The 13713-nt window shown below is 57.9% G+C and carries 12 protein-coding genes and 3 riboswitches; of the genes, 6 read left to right on the top strand and 6 right to left on the bottom strand.

The window, feature by feature from the left end; translation table 11 throughout:
* Positions 1–18 precede the first annotated feature (18 nt).
* Positions 19–918 (bottom strand): SDR family oxidoreductase, encoded by a 900-nt coding sequence (locus FHS18_RS22655; protein ID WP_183602659.1) that lies wholly within the window; start codon positions 916–918, stop codon positions 19–21.
* Between the two features lie 175 nt (positions 919–1093).
* On the opposite strand from FHS18_RS22655, the gene FHS18_RS22650 reads away from it, so the two are divergent.
* Positions 1094–1360 (top strand): hypothetical protein, encoded by a 267-nt coding sequence (locus FHS18_RS22650; RefSeq protein ID WP_183602658.1) that lies wholly within the window; start codon positions 1094–1096, stop codon positions 1358–1360.
* Between the two features lie 103 nt (positions 1361–1463).
* On the opposite strand, the gene FHS18_RS22645 is transcribed toward FHS18_RS22650, so the two are convergent.
* Positions 1464–2399 carry a GH25 family lysozyme gene (locus FHS18_RS22645; RefSeq protein ID WP_183602657.1) on the bottom strand — a complete coding sequence of 312 codons (936 nt, stop codon included), beginning with the start codon at positions 2397–2399 and terminating at the stop codon, positions 1464–1466.
* 292 nt (positions 2400–2691) lie between these two features.
* Here FHS18_RS22645 and FHS18_RS22640 point away from each other — a divergent pair, with 292 nt between their 5' ends.
* Both FHS18_RS22640 and FHS18_RS22635 read left to right on the top strand, forming a co-directional pair.
* The gene (locus FHS18_RS22640; RefSeq protein WP_183602656.1) at positions 2692–3306 is read left to right on the top strand and encodes a phosphatase PAP2 family protein; all 615 of its coding nucleotides are present in this window, start codon (positions 2692–2694) and stop codon (positions 3304–3306) included.
* A 330-nt stretch (positions 3307–3636) separates the two neighbouring features.
* Positions 3637–3861: riboswitch (cyclic di-AMP (ydaO/yuaA leader) on the top strand.
* A gap of 140 nt (positions 3862–4001) precedes the next feature.
* A complete protein-coding gene (locus FHS18_RS22635; RefSeq protein ID WP_183602655.1) occupies positions 4002–5123 on the top strand; it encodes a KamA family radical SAM protein in 1122 nt (373 codons plus the stop codon).
* Positions 5124–5204: 81 nt separating this feature from the next.
* On the opposite strand, the gene gcvPB is transcribed toward FHS18_RS22635, so the two are convergent.
* Genes gcvPB through gcvT form a run of 3 tightly spaced genes read right to left on the bottom strand, consistent with a single transcriptional unit; the run spans position 5205 to position 9200 of the window.
* Positions 5205–6674, bottom strand: a complete 1470-nt coding sequence (gcvPB, locus tag FHS18_RS22630; RefSeq protein ID WP_409348588.1) for an aminomethyl-transferring glycine dehydrogenase subunit GcvPB — start codon at positions 6672–6674, stop codon at positions 5205–5207.
* A complete protein-coding gene (gcvPA, locus tag FHS18_RS22625; RefSeq protein ID WP_183602654.1) occupies positions 6671–8047 on the bottom strand; it encodes an aminomethyl-transferring glycine dehydrogenase subunit GcvPA in 1377 nt (458 codons plus the stop codon). The genes gcvPB and gcvPA overlap by 4 nt, the downstream gene beginning before the upstream one ends.
* 52 nt (positions 8048–8099) lie before the next feature.
* Positions 8100–9200: a glycine cleavage system aminomethyltransferase GcvT gene (gene gcvT / locus FHS18_RS22620; RefSeq protein WP_183602653.1), complete on the bottom strand. Its 1101-nt coding sequence runs from the start codon at positions 9198–9200 to the stop codon at positions 8100–8102.
* Positions 9201–9309: 109 nt separating this feature from the next.
* Positions 9310–9425: riboswitch (glycine riboswitch) on the bottom strand.
* 3 nt (positions 9426–9428) lie between these two features.
* Positions 9429–9541: riboswitch (glycine riboswitch) on the bottom strand.
* A 122-nt stretch (positions 9542–9663) separates the two neighbouring features.
* On the opposite strand from gcvT, the gene FHS18_RS22615 reads away from it, so the two are divergent.
* Together FHS18_RS22615 and gcvH are read left to right on the top strand one after the other, a co-directional pair.
* Complete coding sequence (locus FHS18_RS22615; RefSeq protein WP_183602652.1) at positions 9664–9867, top strand: hypothetical protein; 204 nt, start codon at positions 9664–9666, stop codon at positions 9865–9867.
* Positions 9868–9917: 50 nt separating this feature from the next.
* A complete protein-coding gene (gcvH, locus tag FHS18_RS22610; protein WP_183602651.1) occupies positions 9918–10307 on the top strand; it encodes a glycine cleavage system protein GcvH in 390 nt (129 codons plus the stop codon).
* Between the two features lie 110 nt (positions 10308–10417).
* Here the strand turns inward: gcvH and FHS18_RS22605 are convergent, their stop codons facing one another.
* Positions 10418–11950: an MDR family MFS transporter gene (locus FHS18_RS22605; RefSeq protein ID WP_183602650.1), complete on the bottom strand. Its 1533-nt coding sequence runs from the start codon at positions 11948–11950 to the stop codon at positions 10418–10420.
* A 296-nt stretch (positions 11951–12246) separates the two neighbouring features.
* Here FHS18_RS22605 and FHS18_RS22600 point away from each other — a divergent pair, with 296 nt between their 5' ends.
* Positions 12247–13095, top strand: coding sequence for an alpha/beta hydrolase (locus FHS18_RS22600; protein WP_183602649.1), 849 nt, complete (start codon positions 12247–12249; stop codon positions 13093–13095).
* Positions 13096–13713 lie beyond the last annotated feature (618 nt).

Below are 13713 nucleotides of genomic sequence, written 5' to 3'. Positions count from 1 at the left end.
CGGTCTCATGGAATGAAGTTATTCGCCGGAATGGATATATGGCTCATAGAAGCCCTGTTCTGCCGCGTAACGGCCCCAATGCGGCGTTCGGCCGTCCTGGTCGGTGAAGCCGTAGCGATCTGCGAGCCCCCAAGAGGTAAGGATGTGGCCGCTTAGCGACATAATACCCGGATCGGCGGCAAGCGCGGCGACCGCCCGACCGACGTAGGACGGGGTCTCGGACTGCAGGAAGTGGACATCCTTGGCGGCACCGTCCTGCCAGTTCGTTTCCGTCACGCCGAAGTGTTCGAGCATGGCCTCCGAGCGGAGGAATCCAGGGCTCAAGGAGACCGCTGCCACGTTATGCGGGCGCAGGTCGGCCGCCATCGCTTGCGCGAGGTGGATCGTCGAGACTTTGGCCAGACTGTAGAACAGGTTGCCTCGATAGCGGTAATCGAATCCGTCCGTAATCTCGATGACGAGCCCCGATCCCCGGCGGACTATTAGTGGAACGAGATGGAGACTGGCGGTCAGATGCGTATGCACCGCCCGCTGCTGAATGAGCAGCCCGTTGTGGAGCGAATCTTCCCAGAAGGGCACGCCCCAGGAGGTGAGGGAGTCACAGCCCCATACATCGTTGACCAAGAGGTCCAACTGGCCGTTCTGCTCGTCCGTTATGCGGGCGGCAAGAGCCGCCACATCGGCTTCCGCCGTATAATCGACGCGGACCGGTATGCCGCGTCCGCCGCGCGCATCGACGAGCGCGGCCGTCTCCTCGATCGTCTCGCTTCTCCCCATATCCGAGAGATTCCCTTGCGTGCTTCGTCCGGTCACATAGACGGTGGCCCCGGCTTCTCCCAGCATGACGGCGATGCCGCGCCCCGCGCCCCGTGTCGCTCCCGCGACGACCGCAACTTTGCCTAGTAATGGTTGTGTCATGTCATATAACTCCTTATCTGATCATTGTTCCACTGCATACTTCTATTGTATCCAGGGAATACTGACAGCTATATGGCATAATTACGCGGCGGGCACGGATAGAAAAATTGACAACACAAGGGTTAACACGCTATGCTATTTTACATAAAAATCTTGAAAATAGGCGGTCTGAACAATGGCATTCAACCCTAAAATTACGGACATGGAAGTATCGGATATCAATGACAAGACGAAGTTGTACCAATATGTCGTCACGCTTCATGACAAGTCCAAGTATCGTCTGTTCCTGAGCAAGAACCCGGAGTGGAACCTGCAATCGGCGAATCGTCTGCTGAACATCCCTTGCCCAATGTGCCGCAAGGATTACTACTGCAAATGCATGGATAAGCATCTCGATAAGCTCGAGGCTGAGTTCCTGACGAAGATCGGCAGCGAAGCTTAAGACATAGGCGCATATCCCTTATAGGTATGAAAGACCGTCCCGCCGAAGCAGCTGATGCTTCGGGCGAGGACGGTCTTTTTTTGCGCGAGCGTAGAAAACGGCGTTACAGCTTATAGTAGATATACACTTTCTTCGTGTCCGCGTGCCAGAAGGCATTGCCGCCGAGCAGATCTGCTGCCGTCCGCACGGGCACGTAGGTCGTGGAGTCGATGACGGTGAAGTTGTCGACCTGCTGTCCGTTGAAGGCAGGTACCTTCAGCTCGTTGTTCCAGCCGACCGTGTTGCCGGTCGCATCGCCGATCTGGCGAAGCGGGGCGTACACATGGCCGTCGATCGCGCGGCCATGCGTGGCGAGCTTATCGTTGATGACGACCTTGATCGTATCCGGACTTGTCGCATCGACATCTTCGACTTCCTGCGGGGTCGTCGTGAATTGGTCGTAGAAGGCGCGCTCCATCACGTTCAAGTCCACATCGCCGCTAATGCCGTTCACCCGGCCCGTCTGCGAGTATTGGAATACGGCCCATCGGTTCCAGGTGCTGTTGGCCATCGGCGTGTTGACGCCGTAATGCGCAATCCAGAGCGGATAATCGCCCAGCTCCTTGCCCAGATACGACCTTGCAAAGCTGGCGCCGGAGTAGATCATGACCGGATGGCCGGTCTGTTTGCGGACTTCCTTCAGCCACGCGTCGACCCAATCGGTCAGCGCTGCCGCCCCGATCGCCGAAGCATCGCCTTCCACGTCCAGCACATGGGGGAAATCGGCTTCATAGCCGTTGATGGTGCTTATGAAATGGGCCGCTTCGGCAGCCGCATTGTTGCGCTCGGGATGTGCGTAATGATAGAACCCTACTTTAACGTCGGCCGCTTTCGCTCCTGTAACGTTGCGCTCGAATTGGGGATCAGTGGAGCCGGTGCCTTCGGAAGCTTTAATAAACGCGAATGCAATCCCGCCTGCCTTGACCGAGCTCCAATTAATGTTGCCCTGATAACGGCTGACGTCAATCCCGTCTATATTGCTGTCTCTTCGAGCTTGCATGTTGTCCCACCTTCCTTCTCCTTCTTGAAATAGAAGCATTTTATAAGTTGCACGCTTATAAATGACACTTCTATTTCTCCGGAATGAAACTTCATCCGCCGCCAGGACGGCGCAAGCCGTTTCACCTTGTTCTATACATACGTGAAAAAGCGGGACGCCGCAACGGGCAAACGGCCAAATTTCAGCATATTTTTTGGATTTTCGCGCGGGCTGTCCCGTATAATAAGAAACTGTAAAGTCATCTGTTTCATCGGCTTCGCTTATTTTCAGACTATCGGAGGTCATGGCTTCAATGTGGTGGATTTATCTCATCCTCGCGCTTGCGGGGTTCCAAGGGCTGGCCATGCTGGTCACGCGCGAGAAACTGATGCGATTCGACCTGTCCCTGATCGATGCGATTCAGGGGACGGAATCGGACGGGCTTACGGCTGCTGCCAAACTGTTCACGAAAATCGGCTCTTCATCGGTGGTCATTCCGCTCGTGCTGGTCGTCGCGGTCGTGCTGTATATTTTCTTGAAACATCGGAAGGAGCTGTTCCTGCTGATCGGCGGGATGCTGGGCTCGACCTTGCTGAACGTCGTGCTCAAGGGGCTCTACGAGCGGGCACGGCCGGATATTCACCGCATCGTCGAGGAGACCGGCTACAGCTTCCCGAGCGGCCACTCGATGGCGGCCTTTACGTTCTATGGGTTGCTGACTTATCTGCTGTGGCGCCATATGCCGTCGCGGTTATGGCGAGGCGTGCTCATCGGTTTCGGCGTGATCATGATCATGTGCATCGGTCTGTCCCGCGTGTATCTCGGCGTTCATTATCCGTCCGACTTGCTCGGCGGTTATTGGGTCAGCGCATGCTGGCTGGCGGTATGCATCAAGCTGTTCCGCCGGCTTGCCCATGTCCGCCGCTAAAGCGCTAAAGGTGCTCGTCCGAAGGTGCGGAGGGGAAGCGTTTAGGTAATGCCGTAGCACACCCATCGTCGCCATCGGCGGTAACGGGTGTGCCTTAATTCAAGCATATCGCCGGGCGGGATTGTCTTATGCCAGGAGCGGACGGGCAGGGCCAGTTCTTTTTTTCGGATAAAAGGGCTGGCCTATTTCCCTCAAATATAAGCAAGTATATGTTTCACCTTATACTTCATCTTCTATTTCTCCGGAATGAAACTTAATACGCCGCCATAGGACGGCGAAAGGCGTTTCACCTTGTAATATTCGTTTGACTTTTCAGATTAATGGGGTTAAACTCGGAGTACGCTTAATTCTCGTGTCTCTATGGCATGAAGAAGCGGGGGAACCACTTTCAATCGTGCTTGCAGCGGACCGGGTCTGCAGCAAGGTCATCCGATTGGGAAGCTTGCAGGCTTGAGGATTCACGCCTGCGGCAGGGGCGAATCGTTACGCATCGTAACGTAGGGAACCATCTATCCCGAGTCCGTCAGCTAACCTCGTCAGCAGAAGATGGGTCTGATGTGTTCATACCTTACTGAATACAAACCAGAAGACCCGCTTTTTTTTGGGGTCTTTTTTTGTTTTTCAATAAAGAAAGACCCGAACCTATCGCTGCGGTTAACGCAGCCTGCAGATTTCAGGACGAAGGAGGATGATTCATGACTGCACCGGAGAATGTACGAAGCGCCAATCATGCAGCTACGACACCTGATGTTTCCACTCCGCCACACGATAATTATTACGCCAGCCTTATTGATTGGGCTAATCCCGATGATCCGATCCGCAAGCTTGCCTCACCTCTGTCCGGGGGACTCGGCGGTCTGAACCGCTGGGAAACTCAAGGGCTCAGCAGACAGGAGATTATGCCTGGGCTGCAGCATGTGTACGGGACGAATGCGACGTTGAATTTGACCGAGGACGGTATCGCTGGCCTTGAGGAGCTTAAGCGAAGCCTCGGCTATATCGCGGAGCATCCCGAGATTAACCAAGTCCTGCTAACGGGGGTCGACGCGCTGGCTTTGGATGAGAAGAGCCTTGCGTTCGTCGTGTCGGAGCTTCGCGCCATCGACCATGTCCGGATTATCCGGCTCGCCTCGCAGCTGCCGGTGAGAGAACCGTCCCGGATCTATGCGCATGAGGCGCTGCTCTCGGTCATCCGCACGCATTCCACCCCGGAGAAGCGCATCTATTTGACTGTTCATATCAACCATCCGCGGGAGATTACGGAAGAAGCCAAGCGAGCGTTGGAATCGCTGCAGCAGGCAGGTGCCATTCTCGTGAACCGTACGCATGTGCTGCGGGGAATTAACGACGAGGCTGCCGTGCTGGCTGAGCTGCTCGACCGTTTGGTGTGGAGCGGGGTTGCGCCGTTTTATTTCTTCGTTCAAGCGCCTACGGAGTCGAACGCGGAGTTCGTCCTGCCGCTCGCGCGCGCTTATCAGCTGATTGAAGAGGCGAAGGCCCTCGCAAGCGGGCTGGGCAAAAGGGTGCGGCTGTCGATGAGCCATGCGAGCGGGATGGTCGAAATTCTGGCCATCGAGCAGACGAAGGCTTATCTGAAGCATTATCCGACGGGCAACGGACAGCAGGGCCGCTTCCTGATGGTCGATTGTCCGCAGGACGCGCTGTGGATCGACGAGCTGGAGCAATCGGCTGCGGAAGCCGCACCGGCCGCCGAAGAGCCGTGGGTGAAGCGCGTGCCCGATCTGGAGATCGAGATCGATCTGAGGCCGAGCATTGAAGATGTCGTATCCGTCAACATGATGCCGATTGGCGATTAGTCTATAGGGAAAAGCGCTCTGACACCAGACTTGCTGGTGCAGGAGCGCTTTTTTTGTCTTGCGGCTCCACGGGTGGCCGCGCTAGCCGCAAGTACAGTTCAACACCGGCTTGCGGGCGGCCGTCGTCTCATCCAGCCGTTTCACGACCGTCGTATGTGGCGCATTCCGTACGATCTCAGGCGTCTGCTCCGCTTCCTGGGCGATGCTGATCATCGCGTCGATGAAGGCATCCAGCGTTTCTTTGCTCTCCGTCTCCGTCGGTTCGATCATAAGGCACTCCTCCACATTGAGCGGAAAATAAATCGTCGGCGGGTGGTAGCCGAAGTCGAGCAGCCGTTTGGCCACATCGAGCGTGCGCACGCCGAACGACTTCAGCCTGCGGCCGGAGAGGACGAACTCATGCTTGCACAGCCCCGGATAGGCGACTTCGTAATAAGGCGCGAGACGGTGCATCATGTAGTTGGCGTTCAGAACGGCGCATTCGGAGACGCGGCGCAATCCTTCCGGCCCGTAGGTGCGAATATACGCATAAGCGCGGACGAGAATGCCGAAGTTGCCGTAATAGGCCTTTACTCTGCCGATCGAGGCCGGTCGGTCATAGTCCCAATAGTAAGCGCCGTCCGTGCGGCGGCTGACGATGGGTTTCGGCAGGAAAGGGATCAGCTTGCTCTTCACGCCGACCGGGCCTGCGCCCGGACCGCCTCCGCCATGCGGGGTGCTCATCGTTTTGTGCAGATTCAGGTGAACGACGTCGAAGCCCATATCGCCAGGGCGAGTAATGCCCATAATGGCGTTGGAGTTGGCGCCGTCATAGTAGAGCAGGCCGCCCGCCTCGTGCACGATGTTCGCAATCTCGACGATTCGCTCTTCGAACAGGCCGAGCGTGCTCGGATTCGTCAGCATGAGCGCCGCCGTATCCGCACCGACCGCAGCTTTCAGTGCATCAAGGTCGACCATCCCCTTGGCATCGGATTTGATCGTGATGGTCTCGAATCCGGCGACGGTCGCGCTCGCCGGATTCGTGCCGTGGGAAGAGTCGGGAACGATGACCTTCGTGCGCTTCTCGCCGCGGCTCTCATGATAGGCGCGGATGAGCATCAGCCCGGTCCATTCGCCATGGGCGCCGGCCGCCGGCTGGAGCGTCACTTGATCCATGCCCGTCAGCGCCGCGATGTCGTTTTGCAGCGTATAGAGCAGCTCTAATGCGCCTTGGATGCTCTCCTCCGGCTGATAGGGATGGATCTTGGCGAAGCCCGGGAAGCGGGCGACATCCTCGTTGATCTTCGGATTGTATTTCATCGTGCAGGAGCCGAGCGGGTAGAAGCCGTTGTCGATGCCGAAGTTGCGGCGGGACAGCTCGGTATAATGGCGGATGACATCAACCTCGTACACTTCGGGCAGCTCGGCGGGCTTGGCGCGCAACAGATGGGGCGGAATGAGCGAAGCGGCTTCCGTCTCCGGCACATCGCAGGCAGGCAGCGAGTAGGCGACGCGTCCGGGCTTGCTCAGCTCGAATATAAGGGCTTTATCCGGCGTCGGCTTCATGTTCATCGGCAACATTCCTCCAGCTCATGGACGAATCGGTCGATCTCGTCCTTCGTTCGGCGTTCCGTGACGGCGATCAGCATGTGGCCGCTCAAGGATGGGTCGGCAAGCGCCAGATCGTACCCGCCGATGAACCCTTTGCGGAGCAGCTTGGCGTTCAGCTTGGCAGCGTCGAGAGCTTGGGGCAGCTTCACGACGAATTCGTTGAAGAACGGCGCTTGGAAGGGCAACTCGAATACCGGCGCCGCCGTATGCGGATCGCGAAGGCTTGCGATCTTGTCTGCGGCATAATGCGCCTTACGCACATTGAGAAGGGCGGCTTCCTGCATGCCGGTCTTGCCGAGCGTCGACATGTAGACGGACGCGCATAGGGCGAGCAACGCCTGGTTGGAGCATATGTTGGACGTCGCTTTCTCCCGGCGGATATGCTGTTCGCGCGCTTGCAGCGTCAGCACGAAGCCGCGTCTGCCTTCCTTATCGACGGTCTGGCCGACGATCCGCCCCGGAATGCGGCGCATGAGCGCGTCGGTGACGGCGAAGAAGCCGCATGTCGGTCCGCCGAGCGAAGCGGGAATGCCGAGCGGCTGGGCATCGCCGACGACGATGTCGGCGCCAAGCTCGCCGGGGGCTTCGAGCAGCGCGAGCGACAGCGGATTGACGCTCATGACGAGCAATCCGCCTCTTCCGTGGATGACCGGCTCGATGGCCCTTGCGTCTTCGATAGCGCCGAAGAAGTTCGGCGATTGGATGAGCACGGCTGCCGTATCGTCCGTAAGCGCCGATTCAAGCGCTTCAAGGTCGGTGAGTCCATTGTTCGCGGCGACCTCGACAATGTCCAGATTCAAGCCGCGGGCGGAGGTGCGCACGATTTCCTTGGCTTCGGGATGGATGGCGGAGGAGACGACGATCCGGCTGCGCTTCGTATAGCCGCCGGCGAGCGCCGCCGCTTCGGCCAAAGCGGTCGCCCCGTCATACATGCTGGCGTTGGCGACCTTCATGCCGGTCAACTCGCAGATATACGATTGGAATTCGAAGATCGCCTGCAGCTCGCCTTGGCTGATCTCCGGCTGATACGGCGTATAGGCGGTGTAGAATTCGGAGCGCGAAATCACATGGTTGATGACGACGGGAATATGGTGATCGTAGATGCCGGCTCCGAGGAAGCTGACATATTCGTCGAAATTAGCGTTGCGCCCCGCAAGCAGGCGCATATGGCGGAGGAGGGCGGGCTCATCGAGCGGTCCGGACATCGGCAGGACGCCTTCGTAGCGGATGGCTGCCGGAATGTCCGCGAACAGCGCTTCGATCGTATCCGCGCCGATGACGGCCAGCATTTCGGCTTCATCCTGCCCGGTCATCGGGATATAGCGGTGCTTCATGGCAATCGGCTCCTTCTGCAGGAAACGCCGCGGGAGGCGCTCCTTGGTTAATTCAGCTTCTTTTGTAGAAAGGGGTGGGGACGACTTGGGCTCTCAGCAGCTTGCCGCGGATCTCGACGAGCAACTTCGTGCCTAGGGCGGCATATGGGGTCTCGACGAGGGCGAGGCCGAGATTGCGCTTCAAGGTCGGAGACTGCGTGCCCGTCGTAACGGCGCCGACGATTTGACCCTCAGCATGAATCGGGTAGCGGGAGCGGGGAATGCCCCTGTCGATCATCTCGATGCCGACCAGCTTGCGCTTTAAGCCGCTGCGTCTCTGCTCGCTCAGCGCATCGCTGCTGATGAACGGGCCTTTATCGAGCTTAACGAACGGACCAAGGCCGGCTTCGAGCGGCGAAATATCGTCGGCGAGTTCTTGCCCGTACAACGGAAGCCGCGCTTCGAAGCGAAGCGTATCGCGGGCGCCCAAGCCGCAAGGGACGAGCCCCTCCGGCTGGCCGGCGACGATCAGCGACCGCCACAGCTGCTGCGCATCCCCGGCAGGAACGTAGAGCTCGAATCCGTCCTCGCCCGTATAGCCGGTGCGCGAGACGAGCGCCTGAACGCCGTCGATGTCGAGCGAGCGGACAAAGTGAAAAGGCTTCAGGGATGCAATGGCGTTCGCATCGACCACTTGGGATAGGATGGCGGCAGCGCGCGGTCCCTGAAGGGCAAGCAGCGCGGTCTCGCTCGACACGTCGCGGATGAAGACGTCGCCGATCAGATGGTCCATGAGCCACTGCCAATCTTTCTCGATGTTAGAAGCGTTCACGACGAGCATGAATTGATCGGCGGACAACTTGTAGACGAGCAGGTCGTCGACCGTGCCGCCGTCTTGCGTACACATCAGCGTATATTGCGCCTGCCCGTCGGTCAGCTTGGCGACATCGTTGGTCGTCAGGCGCTGCACGAACGTCTCCGCATATTGGCCCGTTACGATGAACTCGCCCATGTGGGACACGTCGAACAGTCCTGCCCGCGTGCGCACAGCTTCGTGTTCGAAGGTAATGCCGAGGAATTGCACGGGCAGCTCCCAGCTGCCGAAATCGATGCAGCGCGCCGACGGGTAACCCGCGTACAGCGGATAAAGCGGGGTGCGTTTCAGAACAGCCATCGCTTCGATCACCTCATTCTTCTTCGAATCAAGACGTCTAAGCCAAAAAGGACAGGCAAAAGGTTCAGGGTGCGCGTCCTTGCCGGGACGCCTTTCCTTGATCCTTTCGCTCTGTCCTTGGTACCTGAGAGTTGCCTCGCGACTGGAGGAGACATGTCCTGTAGCCTCGCCTCCGCCGCAAGTTTCCCCGTCGGTGATCCCCCCTTGGGAGGATGCTCTCCAGAGATGCGTCCCGCAAAGGTCCTTTTGCCTGAGAGATTCACCCGTAACTGGCTTACTCCTTCGGCGTTACCAGCCATAACCTTTAGGCCATTGCTGGTAATCTCTCCCCACGCGTTCATCCGCTTATTCAGTTGGGTGGTATTGCAGAACCGGTGAATAGGGCTCGTAGTCCGAATACGGCTATGTGCAGTTCTGGCTATCGCCAGTCAGCGTGGACGATGAGTAGTGGTCTTCCTAACTTATGCGGCTCCTGCTTGGCATTATGTCGGCCGTAGGACTGGACGGGGTGAAGAACGACATTACGCAGGGGGCTGCCATGTGGAAGTCGGCCCGTCCTTGGGCAATCTTCGGCATGCTGCCTGCAACAGGCATGTCTTTACGAGGGCAAGCGTATGAATCGGTAATGCATGCGATGGAGAGCAGGGCGGTTCTATGTGCTGTATAGTGCGGATGCGCAAAGAATAGTCATTATTTCAGGGAATGAGGCGATAGGGAATGAGCGAAATCAGAGACGATCTGGTCTACAGCAAGGAGCATGAGTGGGCGGGACTGGCGGAGGGCAATCGCGTGCGCGTCGGCATTACTGATCATGCGCAGGATCTCCTCGGCGACATCGTCTTCGTGGAATATCCGCAGGTGGGCGACATTGTAGAAGCGGATGCAAGCATCGGCACGATCGAGTCGGTGAAGACGGTCTCCGAGCTCTATTCCCCCGTGAGCGGCACCATCGTGAGCGTCAACGGGGAGCTGCAGAATCGCCCGGAGCTGCTCAACGCCGAGCCTTACGAGGGCGGCTGGATCGTCGAGATCGAGCTGTCCGAGCCCGCAGAGGAGGCGTTCGCCAAACTGCTGACGCCCGACCAATACCGAGCGCATATCGAATAGCGACAATTTCTGTGATCCCCGTCCGCTTGGCACCAACGCACAAAACCTCCATGCTCACCGTAAGGTGAACCGGAGGTTTTCGTAGTCAGGCTGGCCAACAGCCAAGCGGCTTAGTGGCCTGCGGCATATTCCTCTTGCTCCGCAGCCGGATCCATTTTTTCCTTGCTCATCACGAGTGCGAACACAACCGCCAGCGCGGCAGGGATGATACCCCATGCGAACGTGAAGACGATGGAGTCGGAGAGGCCTTCCGTAACTTTCGCAAGCGCCTCCTGCGGAATGTTCGCGCGGACCTCGGGATTCAACAGCGCGTGCGGGTCGCTAAAGTCCATTCCTTCCGGAACGGCGGGTTGGTCCGCGCCTGCAAAGGAATCCGAAAGTTTCTTCGTCAGCGCATGGCTCTGCAGGATGCCGAAGATGGTAATGCCGAGCGTCATGCCGAGCGAACGAAGGAAGTTCAGCGTCGAGCTGGCTGCGCCGCGCTGGTTCGCTTTGAACGAATGGATTGCGGCATTGCTCAGGACAGAGAACGAAGCGCCGATGCCTAGGCCGACGAGAACCATATAGATGGTCACGACGAAACGGGACGTGTCCGTACCGATTGTGGTCAGCAGCGCAAGGCCGACGACCAGCAGAATCAGCGTCGGGATCATGATCGTCCGGTACGGCAGCTTGGTCAGCAGGAAACCGCCGGCGGTTGCCGTAACGACCGAGCCGAGCATCATCGGCAGCAGAACCAGGCCGGAGTTCGTCGCGCTTCCGCCCAGCACGCCCTGGATGAAGATCGGGATGTAGACCGAAGCCGTAATGAAGGCCGCGCCGCTCAGCATCGCGATGGCATTGCTGGAGGCGTAGAGCCGGTTGCGGAACATGCCGAAGGAGATAATCGGCTCCGATACGCGCGTCTCAATGATCAGGAACAGGATGGCACAGACCGCGAATCCGGTGAACAGACCGATGATTTGGGCCGAATCCCACGCATACTCCTTGCCGCCGAGCTCTAAAGCGAACATGAGGCAGATGATCGCGGCCACCAGCGTGATGGCGCCGAACCAGTCGATCCGCTGCTTGTTGTGAACCGGCGACTCCTTATAGAAGAAGGCGATCATGGCGAAGGAGATCAGTCCGAGCGGCAGGTTGATGTAGAAAATCCATTCCCACGAAATGTAATCGGTGATGTAGGCGCCAAGGAGCGGGCCGAAGATGCTGGACATCCCGAATACGGCGCCGAACAAGCCTCCGAGCTTGCCTCGGTCTTGAGGCGAGACGGCATCGAACATGATCGTGAACGTAATCGGCACGAGCGCGCCGCCGCCGATCCCTTGAATGACGCGGTACATCGACAGCTCGACGATGGAATTCGCCGTTCCGCACAGCGCTGAACCGATCATGAAGACGATGATGCCGAAGATGAAGAACCGTTTGCGTCCGTACATGTCGGACAGTTTGCCGAAGATCGGCATGCCCGCCATCTCGGCCACCATATAGGCTGAAGTTACCCAGACGAATTTGTCCAGGCCGCCCATCTCGCCGATAATATTGCCCATCGAGGTGGCCACGATTGTGTTGTCCATCGAAGCCATCAAGATGGCGAGCAGCAGACCGGCGACGACCACGCCGGTTTTGTTTTTAGTCTTACTCATTCTCTCTAGTTTCCTTTCACGGTTGGATTGTTTGCCAGGATTCGAGGACTGGCATAGGAGCCCAATGCCGGCTTCCATATGATACCTTGGCGCCCTCGATTTTAACAGCGGCAAATTTCTGTTTTTACAATAACAAAAGAACACTGACAAGAGTGTGTCAAGGTTTCTCGAAGTCTTATTAGGACGTCGATCATTTTCAGGCGGATGAGGTTCGGCGACCCTTTGCAGGCGCGGGGAGTGAAAGGTGTATAATGGGGTAACGATGATTATGGGCTGGTGGATAAAGGAGGAATAGGATGATACACTCCGAGACGAAATGGCGGACGGCGGACGGCACGCTGGCCTATGGCTGTGCATGGACGCCCGAGCAGGACGTGCCGATCCGAGCGGTCGTCTGTCTGGTTCATGGCATGGGCGAGCATGCGGGACGATATGGGCATGTGGCGCAGGAACTGACGGACAATGGATTCGCGGTGCTGGCCTTTGATCAGCGCGGCCACGGGAAAACCGAGGGCAAGCGCGGCCATGTGCCGGAGTACGAGGGACTGCTGGAAGGTGTCGATTGGATGCTAAGCCTGGCTGCCGAGCAGTATTCGGCGCTGCCGCTTTTTCTATATGGGCACAGCATGGGCGGCAACGTTACGCTCAATTACTTGCTGCGTAGCAAGCCCAATCTAGCCGGAGCGGTGGTGACCGGCCCGTGGCTGAAACTGGCTTTTCAAGCGCCGCCTGTAACGGTGGCGGTCGGCCGGGTCGTGGAACGTTTCTTCCCGGGTTACATCAACACGCGGCCGCTTAACGTGAAAAGCCTGACGTCCGACCCGGAGATGATGCAGCGTTACGTCGAAGACCCGCTGGGCCACGGCGACATATCGGTACGGTTCTTCTTCAGCGTCCAGCGCGCGGGACTGTGGGCGATCCAGCATGCGAATGAGCTCTCTGTGCCAATCCTGTTGATGCACGGGGGAGACGACAAGGTCACTTCGATCGAGGCCAGCCGAGAATTCGCGGAAGGAGCGGGCGGGTTGTGCGAATTCCAAGAGTGGCCGGCTTTCAAACACGAACTTCATAACGAAACAAGGCGCAGCGAAGTATTCGCGGCTATCGTGGACTGGTTGGAAAAGCGAATCGCGGCACTAACATAAACGCAAAAAAATCCCGAGCCTCAAGCGTGGCTTGGGATTTTTTACGCCTTGCGTGGGCAAAGCTCACGCAAGACGAAAAAGGTAAGCGTGTCCACAAAGTGGACGTCAAGCGAGAGTCAGCAAAGGAAGCCGCCTTGTGCACGAAGTCCCAGGTCTGCTGACGACGCATAAAGCGTGTCCACGAAAGTGGACGTCAAGCGAGAGTCAGCAGGAAAGCCGCATTCATGCACGAGGCCCCAGGTCTGCTGGCGACGCACAAAGCGTGTCCACGAAAAGTGGACGTCAAGCGAGAGTCAGCAGGAAAGCTGTATCATGCACGAAGCCCGAGGGTTTGCTGCCGACGCATAAAGCGTGTCCACGAAAGTGGACGTCAAGCGAGAGTCAGCAGGGAAGCTGCATCGTGCACGAAGCCCCAGGTCTGCTCCACAAGGCACCAAAGCCGCGAACGAAGCTCGCACGTGAGCTTTGTTCCGTCGTGGATTGCACCAAGCAATCCACGACGGAACAAAAGCGGGCCACGCAAGAAAACCAGCTAATACTTGTCAAGCTTTTGGACTTGGTGAGTACGAGTTTTATTGGTATACTTATTTTTGTGCATAACAAATAATCCTTCTCCAC

The sequence above is a fragment of the Paenibacillus phyllosphaerae genome (assembly GCF_014192105.1).
Lineage (GTDB): Bacteria > Bacillota > Bacilli > Paenibacillales > Paenibacillaceae > Paenibacillus_Z > Paenibacillus_Z phyllosphaerae.
The sequence above is the reverse complement of the archived record's forward strand: the minus strand, read 5'-3'. Positions and strand labels throughout refer to the sequence as shown.

What these genes read in the sequence shown, in the direction of transcription:
- FHS18_RS22655 (WP_183602659.1), bottom strand. Translation starts at nt 918, where the DNA reads ATGACACAACCATTACTAGGCAAAGTTGCGGTCGTCGCGGGAGCGACA.
- FHS18_RS22650 (WP_183602658.1), top strand. Translation starts at nt 1,094, where the DNA reads ATGGCATTCAACCCTAAAATTACGGACATGGAAGTATCGGATATCAAT.
- FHS18_RS22645 (WP_183602657.1), bottom strand. Translation starts at nt 2,399, where the DNA reads ATGCAAGCTCGAAGAGACAGCAATATAGACGGGATTGACGTCAGCCGT.
- FHS18_RS22640 (WP_183602656.1), top strand. Translation starts at nt 2,692, where the DNA reads ATGTGGTGGATTTATCTCATCCTCGCGCTTGCGGGGTTCCAAGGGCTG.
- FHS18_RS22635 (WP_183602655.1), top strand. Translation starts at nt 4,002, where the DNA reads ATGACTGCACCGGAGAATGTACGAAGCGCCAATCATGCAGCTACGACA.
- gcvPB (WP_409348588.1), bottom strand. Translation starts at nt 6,674, where the DNA reads ATGAACATGAAGCCGACGCCGGATAAAGCCCTTATATTCGAGCTGAGC.
- gcvPA (WP_183602654.1), bottom strand. Translation starts at nt 8,047, where the DNA reads ATGAAGCACCGCTATATCCCGATGACCGGGCAGGATGAAGCCGAAATG.
- gcvT (WP_183602653.1), bottom strand. Translation starts at nt 9,200, where the DNA reads ATGGCTGTTCTGAAACGCACCCCGCTTTATCCGCTGTACGCGGGTTAC.
- FHS18_RS22615 (WP_183602652.1), top strand. Translation starts at nt 9,664, where the DNA reads ATGCGGCTCCTGCTTGGCATTATGTCGGCCGTAGGACTGGACGGGGTG.
- gcvH (WP_183602651.1), top strand. Translation starts at nt 9,918, where the DNA reads ATGAGCGAAATCAGAGACGATCTGGTCTACAGCAAGGAGCATGAGTGG.
- FHS18_RS22605 (WP_183602650.1), bottom strand. Translation starts at nt 11,950, where the DNA reads ATGAGTAAGACTAAAAACAAAACCGGCGTGGTCGTCGCCGGTCTGCTG.
- FHS18_RS22600 (WP_183602649.1), top strand. Translation starts at nt 12,247, where the DNA reads ATGATACACTCCGAGACGAAATGGCGGACGGCGGACGGCACGCTGGCC.